Source organism: Mangrovivirga halotolerans (assembly GCF_026241165.1).
GTDB classification, from domain to species: Bacteria; Bacteroidota; Bacteroidia; order Cytophagales; family Cyclobacteriaceae; genus Mangrovivirga; species Mangrovivirga halotolerans.
The window spans coordinates 453606-468987 of the sequence record NZ_JAPFQN010000002.1 but is presented as its reverse complement, the minus strand read 5'-3'; the positions used below and the strand labels follow the sequence as shown (position 1 = coordinate 468987).

Sequence of the window (15382 nt, the reverse complement as noted above, 5' to 3'; positions counted from 1 at the left end):
CCAATTGTTTATTTGGTTGAACTTTCATTAATAAAAGTACAAACAAGGAAATAACTTTAAGTAAAAAAATACGATTGTTGATCAGTGCCTTCATTGATTGATAGAAGTTTGATGCTAAAATAAATTTTGTTACTCAAGTTTCAATGAATTATATGTCTTTTTCGATGTTTAATGTTAAATAAAGAATAAAAGGATTTAATTCGTGAAAATAAAAGTCGTATAACTTAATTTATAAAACATAAATTTCGATAGATAGGATCATGAAAAAAAGAGTATTATTTGTCTGTTTAGGAAATATCTGTAGGTCACCTATGGCAGAAGGGATTTTCAGACACTTAGTTATTGATAAAGGTATGAGTGAGGAATTCGAATGGGATTCTGCCGGAGTTGCAGGATACCATATTGGTGAAAATCCGGATAAACGTGCTATTAGTTCAGCTGCAAAGCATGATGTGGAATTAGTATCAAAAGGTAGACAATTCAGACATGCTGATTTTGACGATTTTGATGTTATCCTCGCAATGGATAAAAGCAATTATCATCATATACTAGCTTTAGCTGGTGATAATGAAAAGCACCGGAATAAAGTTCATATGATGAGGGAGTTTGATGATGAAAGAGATGAGATGGACGTTCCCGATCCTTATTATGGAGGTCAGGAAGGTTTTGAAAATGTCTATCAGATGCTTTATCGGTCTTGTAATAATTTAATTTCAGAGTTAAATGCTGAATCCTGATTTATTAGAGCATATAATTTCTAAATCCGGCTTTTCATTAAAAGGAAAACCGAAAGTCAGGTCTGTTGGAGGCGGAAGTATTAATCAAGCTTATCAAGTGTCTTCAGATAAATTTGACCTTTTCGTAAAATTAAATTCCGGTGTAGACCCATCTTTTTTTGAGGCTGAAAAAAGAGGACTTGAAATTCTTTCTGATAATTCTGAATTTGAAATCCCTCAGGTATTTACTTCAGGTAAGTCCGGAGGATATAGTTTCCTTTCAATGGAATATTTTGATGCCACAAAAAGACAATCAGACTATTGGTTTACAGCAGGACAGCGGTTAGCTAGAATGCACCAGGTAAGAGAAGAGGAATTCGGGCTTTCCTTTAATAATTTTATGGGAGCCCTACCTCAGAATAACGCTCCATTGGAAAACTGGGCAGAGTTTTTTATTGAAAGACGACTAAAGCCACAGGTTGAGCTGGCAATGAATAAAGGCTTAATGGATATTTCTCATCAAAAGTTATTTGAAAAACTTTATACTAAACTAGACTCATTAGTTCCCACAGAAAAACCTTCCTTGATTCATGGAGACTTATGGAGTGGGAATATTATGAGTACAAATAGTGGTGAAGCTACAATTATAGATCCCGCAGTGCATTATGGACACCGTGAAAGTGATTTGGCAATGACCCAAATGTTTGGAGGATTTTCATCTGAATTTTATAAGGGATATGAATCTATTTATCCATTAGAACCAGATTTTTCTTCTCGAATTGGGTTGTTAAATCTATATCCGCTACTTATCCATGTAAACCTATTTGGTTTAGGATATTTAAGGGAGACCATAAATAATGTAAAGAGATTTATTTGATTAAAAGGTTATGTCTTCACTCACCACTATCCTGTAATTATTTCTGGATCTTTGTTCTAGTAAGATCTTTTCATTTTTAAATCGCTCTATACTTTCTTCAGTGTAATTTTTAACGGTAATCAATTGTAGCTTTTTGTTGAATAATATTTTGAATTGAGTGCTCAATTCTTCTATTAATCTGTTTACCTGGTACTCTTTATAATCAATGCAAATACTAAATGAAGTAGCTGAATTTTGCATTAGGTTTAATTTAATATTCAGGTTTGTGATGGTATGGAAGATCGTTGTCAGGTTATTTTCATCAATAAATGAAAAATCCTTCACCTTAAAAGAGACCAAAGCCTGGTTGTTTTTTGTGATAAAAGCCGGAAATACCTTGTGAGATTTTTCATTACCAATCAGAGTTCCTGTTTTTTCAGGACGTTCAAAACTTCTTACGTTTAAAGGAATCTTTTTATTGGCCAGCGGTTTAATGGTTTTTGGATGGATAACAGAAGCTCCATAAAATGTCATTTCTGCTGCCTCACGGTAAGAGAGATAATCGTATAGCTGAGCATCGTGGAATTTTTTTGGGTCTGCATTAAGGATACCCGGAACATCTTTCCAGATTGTCAAAGATTCAGCATTCAGACAATTTGCAAAAATTGCTCCTGTAAAATCTGAACCTTCTCTTCCTAGGGTAGTGGTGTTATTATATGGATCTGCACCAATGAAGCCCTGTGTGATTTTTATACCTTTAAATTCTTCTATTTGTTCTTTAATCCGTTGGTTAGTTTTTTTCCAGTTAACTTTTCCTTCGGTATAGGTGCTGTCTGTCACAATTATATTTCTTGCGTCCAGCCATGAATTTTTTGTCCCTGTTAAATTCATATATTCAGAAACGATATTAGAACTTAGTAATTCACCATAGCTTACTATCTGATCATAACTGAATTGATAGGATTCAATTGAACCATTATATTGATCTATTAATTCTTTTAGCTTAATTTCAAACGATTGAAAAAGCTTATTTACAGTGTTTGTAATATTTGAAGAATCATTATTTTCTAAATTTGAGGCAGTTTCAAGGTGATAATTTTTAAGTTTATTTAGTTCCTGCATATATTCTTTGCCGTTCAAGGCATTTTGCAAGATTCTTTCCAAGGCATTAGTAGTTTTGCCCATAGCAGAAACAACAACGATCAGAGGGTGTTCGTTTTTATTGTTGCAAACGATTGAAACCATGTTGATTATAGCATTTGCACTTTTTAAAGAAGCTCCGCCAAATTTGAAAACTCTCATTTTATTTAAGTTATATATGTTGTAATTTCGAGCTTAAATTAAACAACAACAATCTGGATTTCTTACAATAAGCCCCTAAAAAAATGAATGCAGAAACAGAAAAGCTGGCTTTGCCGGTAGGTACCACCCTAGACAGATTCATAAAAAAGAAACAAGATGACTTCCCTTTTGCAAGCGGTGAACTCTCTCAGTTGCTGAGAGATATAGCCTTAGCAGGTAAAATTATTAACAGAGAAATTAACCGTTCAGGTCTTTTGGGTATTGAAGGTGCTTTTGGAGCACAAAATGTACAGGGTGAGGAGCAACAAAAGCTGGATGTTATAGCAGATATACGATTTATGCGTGCTTTGAGAAATGGTGGCGAAGTTTGCGCAGTGGTGAGTGAGGAGCAAAATGAAATTATCGATCTGGATAACCCTAATGGAAGATATATAATTGCGATGGATCCTTTGGATGGTTCATCAAATATTGATGTTAACGTATCAATAGGTACAATATTTTCGATTTACAGGCGATTGTCACCCGTGGGAGGACCAGTTCAAATGGAAGATGTTCTTCAGCCCGGCGTAGCACAGGTAGCAGCAGGATATCTGCTATATGGATCATCTACAATGCTTGTTTATACTACAGGAAGGGGAGTTAACGGATTTACCTATGAAGCAGGACTCGGTGAATTCTTTTTATCCCATCAAAATATACAAACTCCTCTGGATGGAAAAATATTCTCTATAAATGAGGGTGCCTATAATGTTTTTGAACCTGCAGTTAAAAAATATATTGAAGATTGTAAGGAACTAAGATTTTCCGGCCGGTATATTGGTTCACTTGTGGCTGATTTTCACAGAAATCTATTTAAGGGTGGAATCTATATTTACCCAAGAACAGATACTGCCCCAGAAGGGAAATTAAGGCTTTTATATGAAGCGAACGCACTTGCATTTATAGTAGAGCAGGCCGGTGGAAAAGCCTCAAATGGTAAAACTCGTATTTTAGAATTAGAACCTAAAGAACTTCACCAAAGAACCCCATTATTTATTGGAAGTAAAAAAATGGTAGAAAAAGCTGAGGGTTGCTTTTAATTGCAACCCTCATAACTTATTTATTTTCATTTTCTTCTTCACCATCTTCAGACCCTTTCGATAATAGGTCTTTTTCATACTTATAAAGGATATTGTACCAGCTGACTAGCTTTTTGATGTCAGATGCATAAACTCTTTCTTCATCATAATCCGGTACAAGATGTTTAAGGAAAGCATGAAGTTCGTCGTCATCAGAAGTTGAGTTAACCCCTGGATCATCATCAAATTCATCTTTAATCTTTTTGAAAACATCGGCTACTGGAACAGAGCCTTCTGCATCAACGGTGTAAATGGATATATCAGATAAAACAGATACTCTGGCATTACCACCTACAACCAATTTTTTCTTTTGGTCATCGATTGTTTCAAGAATTACACCAGCTCTTGTTGGTTTGACAATGTTGAATAACCCTCCTTTTCCGGCAACAGCCGCTATATTTGTATAGCCCATAATATACTTGATTATTTTTTATCTCTGTTTGGCAAAATTAGCTTAAAAAAAATCACTCAACCAACAATTTTTCCTGGTTAATATAGGCTATTTAATTCTTCAATATAGTTAATCACCTCTTCTCTTCCATATCCAGTCTCAGAAGATGTTATGAAAGTCGGAGGTAATTCTTCCCAGTGTTTTTTCAGGTATTTATTGTGCCTGGCTACCATGCTTTGTGCTTTATTTTTCGAAAGCTTATCTGCTTTTGTGAAAATTCTGGCGAAAGGAACTCCTTTTAGAATAAGGTCATTCATGAATTCCAGGTCTATATCCTGTACATCTAACCTGATATCGATCAAGACAAATAGACAGAGTAAATTCCCCCTGTTGCTGATGTAATCATTGATCATGATATTCCAGTCAATCTTTTTAGTTTTTGAAACTTTTGCCCAACCATATCCCGGAAGGTCGACAAGATACCATGTGTCATTAATTAAAAAATGATTGATAAGTTGAGTTTTTCCGGGTTTGGAAGATATTTTAGCAAGTTTTTTTTGCCCGGTCAGCATATTTATCAATGAAGATTTACCCACATTTGATCTTCCAATAAAAGCATATTCGGGTTTGTCTGCTTTCGGAAGACCAGATATTTTAGTTTCACTTTTAATAAATTTTGCTGACTTTATTAAATTATCCATATATCTGAGCAATAAATAAGTTCCATGATTATTAATTATTCTTGCAAAAATGCTTTTTTATGGATGCTTATAATTAATAATGAGCTATTATTTTTGTAACTTTCAGCCAAATTTAGCAAATAATTGCAGGAATTAGAGATTAATCAGCTTAAAGGGTTGATTTTTTAGTGGTGGAGTTTGAATATTCTAATATACTTTAGTAATATTAATTTAATTTTTTTCTATTTTATGAACGTAATGCAGCGTATTATTTTTTATGCTGGCTTGCTGTTATTATTAGTAACAAAGCCTTTCATACTTAATGCCCAAGAGGACAACGAGGAGGTTGCAGAACAACTTGTTGAATTGGGTAAAGAGACTATGCGGGCTACACAGGCTCTTGAGATTGCTAAGGAACAGTTTGTACAAGCTGCAGATCTTGATCCGGATAATATAGAAGCGAACTGGCTTGCCGGAGAATATATCCAACGAACATCAAATAAAGACAGAAGTGTAAAATACTTTAAAAGGGTTTTGGAGTTAGATCCTGATTACCGTTTTGACGTCCTGTATTGGATAGGTAGGGGATACCAATATGGTTACGATTTTTCCAACGCACTGGAATTTTATCAGAGGTATTATGATAAACTTTATGCTGATGTTAATTACAGGGGCATGGATAAAGTTTCCGTGAAGGAAACTGAGAAGAAGATCGAAGAAGCTAAAAATGGAATTGAATTTATGGCTAACCCAATGAATTTCTCTATTGTTAATGTTGGGTCAGCAATCAACTCACCAATGCCTGATTATGGACCTGTGTTGAATGAAGATGAAACTATTTTGATTTTCACAACCAGAAGAAAAGACGGCAACCTTAACCAGGACGTATTCGAAGATAACTTTCCATATGAGGATATTTTTATTTCTTATAAAAAGGATGGTCAATGGACTGAAGCCAGAAATATTGGTGACGCAATAAATACACCATTCCACGATAGTAATCTCGCACTTTCTGCTGATGGTGATGACCTATATATTTATATGGATGAAAATGAAGGCGATATCTATGTGAGTAGCAGGATCGATGACAGTACATGGTCAGAGCCTGAGCCGCTTTCAGATGCTATTAATAGTTTGAATTATAATGAAAAGTCGATTTCTATTTCTCCTGATAAAAGCATAATGTTCTTTTCATCTAACAGACCTGGTGGTTTTGGAGGTGATGATATTTACTATGCTACAAAAAATGAGCGAGGGGAATGGTCTCGTAGCAGGAACCTCGGGCCTGTAATCAACACTGAATATAATGAAGACGGCCCTTTTATCGATTATGATGGCAAGACTCTTTATTTTTCAAGTAATGGAAGAGGAGGAATGGGAGGTTATGACCTTTTTAAAGTGGAATACGATAGTATAGAAGATGGCTGGGGGGAACCTGTGAACCTCGGATATCCAATTAATACTCCTGATGATGACATTTATTTTGTAAGTACCAAGGATGGTAAACGCGGATATTATGCCTCGATTCGAGAAGATGGAATGGGATTTACAGATATTTACATGGTTACGATCCCTGAAAATCTTGATGAGCAATTGGTAGCTGTAAATTCTACCGATAATGTAGCAGAAGAAAAAGAAGTGGAAATAGATACTCCTCCGGTTATTGAAGAGCCAACAGAGGTTATTGAGTCGGATCCTGAACCGGAACCTGAACCTGAGGTTGTTACTCCGGTTCAGCTTGTTGTAGCGACTTTTGCAGAGGGAGCGCCAGTTAATGCGAGAGTAAGATTAACAAAAAAGGATGATAATACAGTTGTTGCTGTAGGTGTCAAGCAACCAGGAGTGTATGTGAGTAATTTAACTCCGGAGCAACCTACTGACTATATTCTTTCTGCAGAATATCCGGGATATGTTTTTAAGAACGTCAGTGTGACAATTCCTGCTGCAACTAGTGAAACACAGACTATTACAAAAACAATAGATTTCCAGAGGGCATCAACTGGGGCGAGCGGTGTATTAAGAAATATATATTTCGAGTTTGACAAGGCTAAATTGACAGATAACTCTTACAGTGAATTGAACAAACTTGAAAGAATGATGGCCGAAAATCCTGGTATAAGGGTTGAAATAGGAGGTCACACGGACAATATTGGCCCAGCAAGCTACAATAAAGACCTGTCGAAGAAAAGGGCAATGGCTGTAGTTGATTATCTAATAGATAAAGGAATTGATCCAAGCAGGCTAACAGCTGTAGGTTATGGTGAAGAAAGACCACTCGCATCGAATGATGATGAACGAGATGGGAGGGAGTTAAACAGAAGAGTTGAGTTTACGATAATTAAGTAACAGAATTTAATATTATAGATACAAAAGGGGCTTATTGCCCCTTTCTTTTTTTAACAAATAGTAATGTTACAGGTTATACTCATTAACTTTGTAACTTAATTATTTACAGATGACAGTAGTACCATATAAAAATAAGGAAGAAGGTAAGAAGAAGCAGGTAGCTGATATGTTTAATAGTATCAGTAAAAAGTACGATTTTTTAAATCATTTCTTAAGCCTGGGGATTGATATACTATGGAGAAAAAAGGCGGTTAAACAGTTAAAGCCCTATCAGCCTGAAGTAATTCTGGATATTGCTACAGGAACCGGCGACTTTGCAATTGAGGCAGCAAAGGGTCTACCTGCTAAAGAAATAATCGGAGTAGATATATCTGAGGGTATGCTGGAAGTAGGTAAAGATAAGATGAAAGAAAAAGGTCTTAATGATCTTATCACAATGGAGCTTGGCGATAGTGAGAACCTTCGATTTGAAGACAATAAATTTGATGCTGTTATCGTTGCATTTGGAGTAAGGAACTTCGAAAATCTCGAAGCAGGCTTGAGCGAGATGTATCGTGTTTTAAAACCAGGAGGACGATTATCTATTATTGAATTTTCTCAACCGGAGAAATTTCCTTTCAAGCAGTCTTATAATTTTTATTTTAAATATATTTTACCTTCAATTGGAAAAATAGTATCAAAAGACAATGCTGCATACACATATTTACCAGAATCTGTTGAAGTTTTTCCATATGGTAAAAAATTTGTTAATATATTAGAGCAGTTAAACTATAAACAAGCTAAATGTCAACCGCTTACTTTCGGAATAAGTTCAATATATACAGCAACAAAATAGTAATTATTTTTTTCCTGGTACTGATATCAGGAATGACATCTGTAAAAGGACAAAACCGGTCTGATATAAATCTACCAAATTATGATGACCGGTGGTTACATTATGGTTTTCAACTTGGTGTACATTCCTCTATGTACAAATTGAAATACAGTAATGCTTTTACATCACCCGATCTGGCTTCACTCCAGGCTATCTATACAAAACCTAGTATCGGCTTTTCGGTAGGGTTTATCGCCAATTTCCGTATTAGTGAATTCTGGAATTTCAGGGTTCAACCAAAGATCGGTTTTTACGATTTCAGGTTAGAGTATGTTTATAATGATCCTCAGCAACCCGTTCTTGATGAATTAGTTGAGTCTACTTTTATTGAGATACCTTTATTGTTAAAGGTGAAGTCATCCCGAATGAAAAATTCCAGGGTATATCTTATAGGGGGTATTACACCTATGTTTGAGGCAAATGGGAAGAAAAAAAGACAAAATGATGACAGACTTCATACTGAAAGTTTTAATCTGGCAGTAGAATTCGGCCTGGGCCTTGATAAATACAATGAGTTTTATAAATTCTCACCAGAATTAAGGTATTCATTAGGCCTGTTAAATATGCTTGGCAATGTTGATAATGAGTTTAGCGAAGGTATTAAATATATAAACACCCATACTATCACTTTATATTTCTTATTTGAAGGTGGAAAATAAAATTGTATTAATAACCGGTGCGACATCTGGAATAGGCCTTGCTACAGCTAGGCTTTTAGGATCTAAGGGATTTAACATTATAGCTTGTGGAAGAAGAGAAGAAAGGCTTGAAGATCTTAAAAAAGAGCTCGAAAAAAATACAGGTATCCATACTTTGAATTTTGATGTCCGTGATAAAAATGCTGTCAAAGAAGTTATAAATTCTTTGCCTGAGGAGTGGAAGCATATTGATGTACTTATAAATAATGCCGGAAATGCTCATGGCCTGGATACAATCGATCAGGCTAATCTGGATGACTGGGACTTAATGATTGATATAAATGTTAAAGGTCTATTGTATGTCAGTCGGGCTATAATTCCTGGAATGGTTTCCAGGAAAGCTGGGCATATTATTAATATTGGATCTCTGGCTGGAAAAGAAACCTATGCTAAAGGAAATGTCTATTGCGGTACAAAACATGCTGTTGATGCCATATCATCCGGAATGAGGAAAGACCTTCTTGAACACGGTATTAAGGTGAGTCAGGTATGTCCTGGTTTGGTTAATACAGAATTCAGCGAAGTGAGATTTAAGGGCGATGAGAAAAAGGCAGAAAGCGTCTACAAAGGAATGGAACCTTTATATGCCGAAGATATTGCAGAAATCATTGAATTTGTAATAACACGACCTAAGCATGTGAATATAGCAGATTCATTAATTCTCCCACTAGATCAGGCCTCTTCGACCGAAGTAAAAAGAACGTAAAGAGAATTCGGATTTAATAAAAATAAGAAAGGGTAGGACCAGTGGTCTTACCCTTTATATTTTTTATGCTTTATTGGATGGCTTATCTCTTAAATCCAAGTACTGCTCCTCCGCAATTGTTATTGGAATTATTAAAAGTAAAAGTAATGTAATAGATTCCAGTTGCATTGCAAGGGTAGGCTATTGTGCTGTATAACTTACCGTTGGCGTTATTAGTACTTACAAGCTGCCTGTTTGAGTCGTATAAAGAAACCACAATGCCATCAGCATCATTTGTTCCTGTGCACATATTAATCATGTACTGAGTCCCTTTAGCAAATACGTAAGAGTATTCTATCTTTTTCTTGCTGCCACCTTCTCCATCGATCTTATAGCTTTTTACAAAGTTGAAGCCTTGCTTAAGCTTAGGTATGCAAGCTTCTGCATAAGATCCTGCCTCACATTGAGCAACAGCATCTGAAGGGTTTAGCACAAATAGAAGGCCAAAAAATAAAGCTAGGTGAAGTATCCTTTTCATATATTTTAAAGGTTAATTAGCTAATAATATTTTTTCTGATTTCTGAAGTTATATCAATTATCTTTTTAAGCTGTTCGTCAGACATCAAGATTTCTGATGTTGTTTCCTGAACAATGGTCAATACACCGTCAACTTCTTTAAACGATGATTCACCATGAGTATATTTTATCTCAACTTCTGCATAAATATCTGCCAGTTTTTTCATCTCAGTTTCAAGCTTGGCAATATCCGGATCGTCATTATAAAATGACAGCAGAAGCATTATATTTTCCAGAATGATTTTTTGCTCACCGATCTTCTCTCTTAAAGCTTCACTTTCGGGGTTCTCCTGATAAACCTGTTCAGCTATATGCAATGCCTCAAGCCATCCGCCAGTCAATAATAATATGCTAAGATTTGCTCTTTTTTGCTCTTGAAGATAGCTATTGATATCATTGAAGTTTTTTGTTGTTATCAACAGCAAAGAATCAAGGTTGCTCGAATTAGTAGCAAGTCTTTTTATCGTATTAAAATCAAAAAATTGTCCAATATTAAGTTCATCTGCCAATTCTTTTATTGACGATAAATAAACAACTCCATCCTGGTTTTGCTCATATATATTGGTGTATCCAAGATCCGTGCCATAAATCCCCAGGTTTAATGCTTTTTCGAAATTAGTATTGTATTTCGAAACATTGTCTGAAGAATTTAGATAGGACTTATTGTATTTATGCCCCGATTCTTTTAAAAGAACTGAGATTTCCAGAGGGGAAGGAATCTGCTGAATAATGGCAGATAATGTCTCCTGAGAAATTTCAGGTTTTAATGAATCACCTTCGTTAATATCTTCTAGAAGGTTGTCGTCTTGCGCTGTTTCCTTACTGTCTCCGCAAGAAGCCAGAAAAAATACAGTCAGGAAGAGAACTAAAAATTTCTGTGTCAATGAGATTTGGTTTAGTTTCATTTTTCTAATATAAAAAATGGAGTTCAAATATAAAACTTTACTGATCTACCTGTGTTTAAATAAGCATATAATTATAAATATATGTAATATTTAGAAGCTATTTGTCTGAATCCTTACTAAAAGAAATATTACTCAACTTATCAATTAGCTTTTTTAATAATTCAAAATATAAAATAATATATAGCACGAAAGTCATAAACCAAATGACCAGCGTATTGAAAACAAAGGTAGGAAATTTAATTCCCAAAAAGTGTTTCTCAGGAGCGTAAAAATGTGCCCTGTAATCAAGTTTATTCTTTGGATATGTTTCGGTATTATAAACTGGGTTTATTTGTTGTAAAAGGCCTCCTTTATATTCCAAAATTCTATCCTCTGTCGAAATATTTCTAACAAGATCACTCAGGCTTTCATTAAAATATTCATTTTTTAATTCAGCAAGGTACTCTTCACCATATTTATCTTCAGCTTCATGAACAGTCTTTGCCAGCTTTTTATTCATAAAGTTGAATATTTCGTAGTATCCTTCTTCAATCTGATCAAGGTACTGATTAACCTTTTCAGCTTTTTCTTCATCAAATTGTTTATAGTCATCTGCTTTTAATTCAGGCTCATTGGCATTCTTGAATTGCTCAATGTTGGATTCATGTACGGAATAGCCTGCCTTTAGCTTTTCGAGTTCTTTCAGAATGAGTGCGTAATCTTTTTTAGCAATTTCTAAGGTGGAATCTGTCCCTGCATTAACATTCTTAACTACTGCATCAATTTTCTCTTTTAATTTAGGAATATGATAAGCAGTAGCATAATCAGCCTTCATTTGTAATTGCTCGAAAGGATATATTTCACTTTCGTATTTATTATCCTTAAACTGTTTTACAGCCATTGCTTCAAATGCCCATCTTGATGCCATCATATCAGCAACTATCGGAACTTCCCCTTTACTGCTAATAGTCGTATTCAGTTTATCAAAAGGGAATAATAGACCGCTAAGGATCATTTGAGGTATTAATAATATAGGAATTAAAATATATACGGTTACAGCTGAATTGAATGCTGAACTGATATTGAGTCCTAATATATTGGCAAAGCAGCTAAGACTGAATAAAATGATCCAGTAGGGCAGGGTCATTCCCTGGATTTCAAGAATAAAATTACCTATCAATACAAACAATAATGTCTGAATTGCTGAAATCAAAAACAGGTTAGTGATCTTGGAGAGCAAATAAGAATTCCAGCTCAGATTCAAAAATGCTTCCCTCTTTAAAATTTTTCTATCTTTAATTATCTCCTCAGCACTAACTGACAGTCCCATGAACAGTGCTACCACAATTGCCATCATCATAAATGCAGGAATGTTCTCATTGAATCTAAAGAAGTAACTACCTGCATCAGGAGAATTTTTATACCTGATAATAAATGCCAGAATAATAGCAAGCAAAGGTGCTTCAAGAAGATTAATTGTCAGGTATTGCTTATTACTGATCTTTGATAAAAAGTCCCTCTTCACAAATACCATCATCTGTTTGAGTTTGGAAGGTATGTTTAGTGATTTAGGAGGTTCTTCTTTAACAGGTTCAACCTTTTTAAGGGAGAATTTTTCTTTAAATAAACTATACCAATCTTTCGGATTCATTTTCCGTTTATTGGTAAATTCTCCATATTCATCAACAACCTTGGCCTCGATGATATTAAATATCTGTTCCGGATTAACGTTGCCACAGGATGCACATTGTCCTCGCTCGCTATCCACCTGGTTTGATGCACTTTTAAAATAAGTTACTGCTCCAACCGGGTTTCCATAATAAGCAGGATATCCTCCTGTATCGAGGATGTACATTTTATCAAACATTTTATATATGTCTGATGATGGTTGATGGATTACTACAAAGATTAACTTCCCTTTAAGAGAAAGTTCTTTTAAAAGGTCAATTACATTTTCAGAGTCTCGGGATGAAAGTCCTGAAGTTGGCTCATCCACAAACATTACCGAAGGTTCCCTTATTAGTTCCAGTGCGATATTAAGTCTCTTTCGCTGCCCTCCGGAAATTGTTTTATCCAATACCGATCCAACTCGAAGATCCTTACGTTGTTCTAACCCCAGACTCTGGAGAACGTCCATTACCCTCTCGTCAATTTCTTTATCAGATAAGTCAGCAAAGCATAACTTAGCGTTGTAGTAGAGGTTTTCATAAACTGTCAGTTCTTCGATCAAAAGGTCATCCTGAGCAACATATCCTATCACACCATGTATATTTTCTTTTTCTTCGAAAATATCAAAGCCGTTAATCGTGATTTTTCCTGAGGATGGTTTGTTAATCCCTGCGAGGACATTAAGCAAGGTAGTTTTACCTGCACCGCTGGCACCCATGATCCCTATGAGTTTCCCTGGTCCTTCGGAAATATTGATATCTCTCAGACCCACATCACCGTTAGGGAACTTATATTCAACATCGATGGCGTTGAAACTAAGTTTAACGTCTTCTGCATCGGACCTGAAGTTTCTTATTAGCTCCGAGTAATATAATGCAGCTCCTGCAGGGGTTTTGATCGTTGACCCATGACCAAATAGATAGACACGCCCTGGTTTCATAATAAAACCATTAAGGACGATCTCATCGTTACCAATGTACTTCACAAAGTAAAGATCAACGCTTGAAACAACGAGGAAAATAATCTCCCCGTTTATATCTGTTTGGACATGTTTGAATGGAACATCCTCTTCTGGTATTTGATCGCTCAAACAGAGGATGTTTTCAAAGTTGATCTTGTCACAGCTTTCTTCAGATACAAAACTTCTGATCAATTCGTATTCTTCGTTAGAGAATTTAAACACCTCGGAAACAGTGTTTATAATCTCCATACGCTGTGGGGTGAACTTTTTATCTGAAGCTACAAGTTCAAATAGCTTTATTAAAACAACAACCTTCTGTTTTTGAGTAAGAGTTTTGTTAATCTTTTTGCATATAGCAAGCGTCTTAACAGAATCTCTAACAGAGGTTAATTTTCGTTCTTTTTTAGGCTTGTCGTCAGAAGATTTTCTCTTTCTTTCCTTTTTCTCTTCCTGAGAATATTTATCGTAAAGATCGAGATACTCGTTTACCGAGTCCTGATCAAGTTCTTGTTTGAAATAATCTATTACAAACTTCCGCTCATTATCAGTTACCCCTCCATCCTGTTTAGTAATAATGGCAAACAGTTGAGTTAAGGCTTTTAATATTTCTTCACTCATATCCTGATCTAAAAAATCTTACCTAAAAGAAAAAAATGTATTTAAATATTAATAGGTTTTGAATTCGAACGGTAATTCAACCAATTCAGAAAATTCTTCTCCAGCTTCTTCCATATCTTCATCATCTTCGTGGAAGTACCAGTGAATTGTCGTATTGTCGATATCTTCCAAAGCAGACAACACATCAAGGATCAATTTTGATGACGCTGTATTAAAATACTCTAATTTGAATACAAAGTCAGTTTTCTCATTTGGATCCTCGCTATAAGACTCAAGCCACTCTAGAACCGGACTATAAAATTCAGCTGAATCTTCAGGTAATGACCTACCTGATATCTCAAATATCCCGTTTGATTTATCAAGGATAATTTTAGGAGTATCTTCTGTACCTTCGAGGTTTATAATTTCCATTTTCTTAATCGTTTTTTATTTTTTTAAACTCTTGAAATTAAAGTTTGAAGAGAGAAAAATGAATGACTATTGTCTATCTCTATAAAGTCAAAGTTAAGCGGTTTTCCTGATTTTCTTGCCATATCAACGAAACCTAATCCTGCGCCACCTTTATCTGAAAGGCTTCCACTCTTTATAGTTTCTTTATACAGCTGTTTCAGGCCATCTTTATCTAAAGAATTAATCTTTTCCAGCTTTACTTTGATTTCACTTACATCAGCACTTTTACATGCATTTCCTGATGTGATCAAATACTCGCTGTCGCTTTTTCCAAGCATAAAAATGGCATTTTGCCTTCCTTTGCCACTGTTTTCAGTGTTTTCACTGTGCTTAACGATGTTTTGAAGTGCTTCCACCATCACATTAAAAACTTTTCTTTTAATGCTGGAATCTTCCCCAATCGCGTCCATGTTTCTTTCTGCCATGGATAAAACCGATTTTGTGATTTCCTGAGTGAACTCACCTTCGTAAACTAGGATCAAATGATGATCCAGCATCGTTTTATGCAGGTCATATACATATTTCATTGGAACAGATTTATTAAAAATTGTGTTTAAAA

15 protein-coding genes are annotated in these 15382 nt (G+C 35.1%); 7 read left to right on the top strand and 8 right to left on the bottom strand.

Translation table 11 applies throughout. The features are described from left to right. Positions 1 to 260: 260 nt before the first annotated feature. Both OO013_RS03155 and OO013_RS03150 read left to right on the top strand, forming a co-directional pair. Positions 261 to 737 (top strand): low molecular weight protein-tyrosine-phosphatase, encoded by a 477-nt coding sequence (locus OO013_RS03155; protein WP_266055193.1) that lies wholly within the window; start codon positions 261 to 263, stop codon positions 735 to 737. Next, complete coding sequence (locus tag OO013_RS03150; protein ID WP_266055191.1) at positions 724 to 1593, top strand: fructosamine kinase family protein; 870 nt, start codon at positions 724 to 726, stop codon at positions 1591 to 1593. Before OO013_RS03155 ends, OO013_RS03150 begins: the two co-directional genes overlap by 14 nt. Here OO013_RS03150 and OO013_RS03145 read toward each other — a convergent pair whose 3' ends face one another. Next, positions 1594 to 2874 (bottom strand): aspartate kinase, encoded by a 1281-nt coding sequence (locus tag OO013_RS03145; protein WP_266055190.1) that lies wholly within the window; start codon positions 2872 to 2874, stop codon positions 1594 to 1596. Between the two features lie 83 nt (positions 2875 to 2957). On the opposite strand from OO013_RS03145, the gene fbp reads away from it, so the two are divergent. Further along, a complete protein-coding gene (gene fbp / locus OO013_RS03140) occupies positions 2958 to 3953 on the top strand; it encodes a class 1 fructose-bisphosphatase (protein WP_266055189.1) in 996 nt (331 codons plus the stop codon). 16 nt (positions 3954 to 3969) lie between these two features. Here the strand turns inward: fbp and OO013_RS03135 are convergent, their stop codons facing one another. Beyond that, entirely contained in the window at positions 3970 to 4404 is a 435-nt protein-coding gene (locus tag OO013_RS03135) for a DUF5606 family protein (RefSeq protein WP_266055188.1), read from the bottom strand. Between the two features lie 77 nt (positions 4405 to 4481). Then, positions 4482 to 5084: a ribosome biogenesis GTP-binding protein YihA/YsxC gene (gene yihA, locus OO013_RS03130; RefSeq protein ID WP_266055187.1), complete on the bottom strand. Its 603-nt coding sequence runs from the start codon at positions 5082 to 5084 to the stop codon at positions 4482 to 4484. 237 nt (positions 5085 to 5321) lie between these two features. Here yihA and OO013_RS03125 point away from each other — a divergent pair, with 237 nt between their 5' ends. The 4 genes from OO013_RS03125 to OO013_RS03110 all read left to right on the top strand — a co-directional run bounded on the left by OO013_RS03125 (position 5322) and on the right by OO013_RS03110 (position 9687). Continuing rightward, positions 5322 to 7409, top strand: a complete 2088-nt coding sequence (locus tag OO013_RS03125) for an OmpA family protein (protein ID WP_266055185.1) — start codon at positions 5322 to 5324, stop codon at positions 7407 to 7409. A 109-nt stretch (positions 7410 to 7518) separates the two neighbouring features. After that, positions 7519 to 8244, top strand: a complete 726-nt coding sequence (gene ubiE, locus OO013_RS03120; RefSeq protein ID WP_266055183.1) for a bifunctional demethylmenaquinone methyltransferase/2-methoxy-6-polyprenyl-1,4-benzoquinol methylase UbiE — start codon at positions 7519 to 7521, stop codon at positions 8242 to 8244. Continuing rightward, the gene (gene porT, locus OO013_RS03115) at positions 8193 to 8942 is read left to right on the top strand and encodes a type IX secretion/gliding motility protein PorT/SprT (protein WP_266055182.1); all 750 of its coding nucleotides are present in this window, start codon (positions 8193 to 8195) and stop codon (positions 8940 to 8942) included. Before ubiE ends, porT begins: the two co-directional genes overlap by 52 nt. Beyond that, a complete protein-coding gene (locus OO013_RS03110) occupies positions 8932 to 9687 on the top strand; it encodes an SDR family NAD(P)-dependent oxidoreductase (protein ID WP_266055179.1) in 756 nt (251 codons plus the stop codon). The genes porT and OO013_RS03110 overlap by 11 nt, the downstream gene beginning before the upstream one ends. 82 nt (positions 9688 to 9769) lie before the next feature. Here the strand turns inward: OO013_RS03110 and OO013_RS03105 are convergent, their stop codons facing one another. The 5 genes from OO013_RS03105 to OO013_RS03085 form a co-directional block, all read right to left on the bottom strand. Continuing rightward, positions 9770 to 10204 carry a hypothetical protein gene (locus OO013_RS03105; protein ID WP_137089980.1) on the bottom strand — a complete coding sequence of 145 codons (435 nt, stop codon included), beginning with the start codon at positions 10202 to 10204 and terminating at the stop codon, positions 9770 to 9772. 16 nt (positions 10205 to 10220) lie between these two features. After that, entirely contained in the window at positions 10221 to 11126 is a 906-nt protein-coding gene (locus OO013_RS03100; protein WP_266055177.1) for a hypothetical protein, read from the bottom strand. Between the two features lie 118 nt (positions 11127 to 11244). Then, complete coding sequence (locus tag OO013_RS03095) at positions 11245 to 14373, bottom strand: ATP-binding cassette domain-containing protein (protein WP_266055176.1); 3129 nt, start codon at positions 14371 to 14373, stop codon at positions 11245 to 11247. 48 nt (positions 14374 to 14421) lie between these two features. Beyond that, on the bottom strand, positions 14422 to 14784 hold the full coding sequence (locus OO013_RS03090) for a DUF1987 domain-containing protein (RefSeq protein ID WP_266055175.1): 363 nt from the start codon (positions 14782 to 14784) through the stop codon (positions 14422 to 14424). A gap of 23 nt (positions 14785 to 14807) precedes the next feature. After that, positions 14808 to 15350 (bottom strand): SiaB family protein kinase, encoded by a 543-nt coding sequence (locus OO013_RS03085; protein WP_266055174.1) that lies wholly within the window; start codon positions 15348 to 15350, stop codon positions 14808 to 14810. Positions 15351 to 15382: the final 32 nt, after the last annotated feature.

What these genes read in the sequence shown, in the direction of transcription:
- OO013_RS03090 (WP_266055175.1), bottom strand. Translation starts at nt 14,784, where the DNA reads ATGGAAATTATAAACCTCGAAGGTACAGAAGATACTCCTAAAATTATC.
- OO013_RS03085 (WP_266055174.1), bottom strand. Translation starts at nt 15,350, where the DNA reads ATGAAATATGTATATGACCTGCATAAAACGATGCTGGATCATCATTTG.
- OO013_RS03095 (WP_266055176.1), bottom strand. Translation starts at nt 14,373, where the DNA reads ATGAGTGAAGAAATATTAAAAGCCTTAACTCAACTGTTTGCCATTATT.
- porT (WP_266055182.1), top strand. Translation starts at nt 8,193, where the DNA reads ATGTCAACCGCTTACTTTCGGAATAAGTTCAATATATACAGCAACAAA.
- OO013_RS03145 (WP_266055190.1), bottom strand. Translation starts at nt 2,874, where the DNA reads ATGAGAGTTTTCAAATTTGGCGGAGCTTCTTTAAAAAGTGCAAATGCT.
- fbp (WP_266055189.1), top strand. Translation starts at nt 2,958, where the DNA reads ATGAATGCAGAAACAGAAAAGCTGGCTTTGCCGGTAGGTACCACCCTA.
- ubiE (WP_266055183.1), top strand. Translation starts at nt 7,519, where the DNA reads ATGACAGTAGTACCATATAAAAATAAGGAAGAAGGTAAGAAGAAGCAG.
- OO013_RS03105 (WP_137089980.1), bottom strand. Translation starts at nt 10,204, where the DNA reads ATGAAAAGGATACTTCACCTAGCTTTATTTTTTGGCCTTCTATTTGTG.
- OO013_RS03150 (WP_266055191.1), top strand. Translation starts at nt 724, where the DNA reads ATGCTGAATCCTGATTTATTAGAGCATATAATTTCTAAATCCGGCTTT.
- OO013_RS03135 (WP_266055188.1), bottom strand. Translation starts at nt 4,404, where the DNA reads ATGGGCTATACAAATATAGCGGCTGTTGCCGGAAAAGGAGGGTTATTC.
- OO013_RS03125 (WP_266055185.1), top strand. Translation starts at nt 5,322, where the DNA reads ATGCAGCGTATTATTTTTTATGCTGGCTTGCTGTTATTATTAGTAACA.
- yihA (WP_266055187.1), bottom strand. Translation starts at nt 5,084, where the DNA reads ATGGATAATTTAATAAAGTCAGCAAAATTTATTAAAAGTGAAACTAAA.
- OO013_RS03155 (WP_266055193.1), top strand. Translation starts at nt 261, where the DNA reads ATGAAAAAAAGAGTATTATTTGTCTGTTTAGGAAATATCTGTAGGTCA.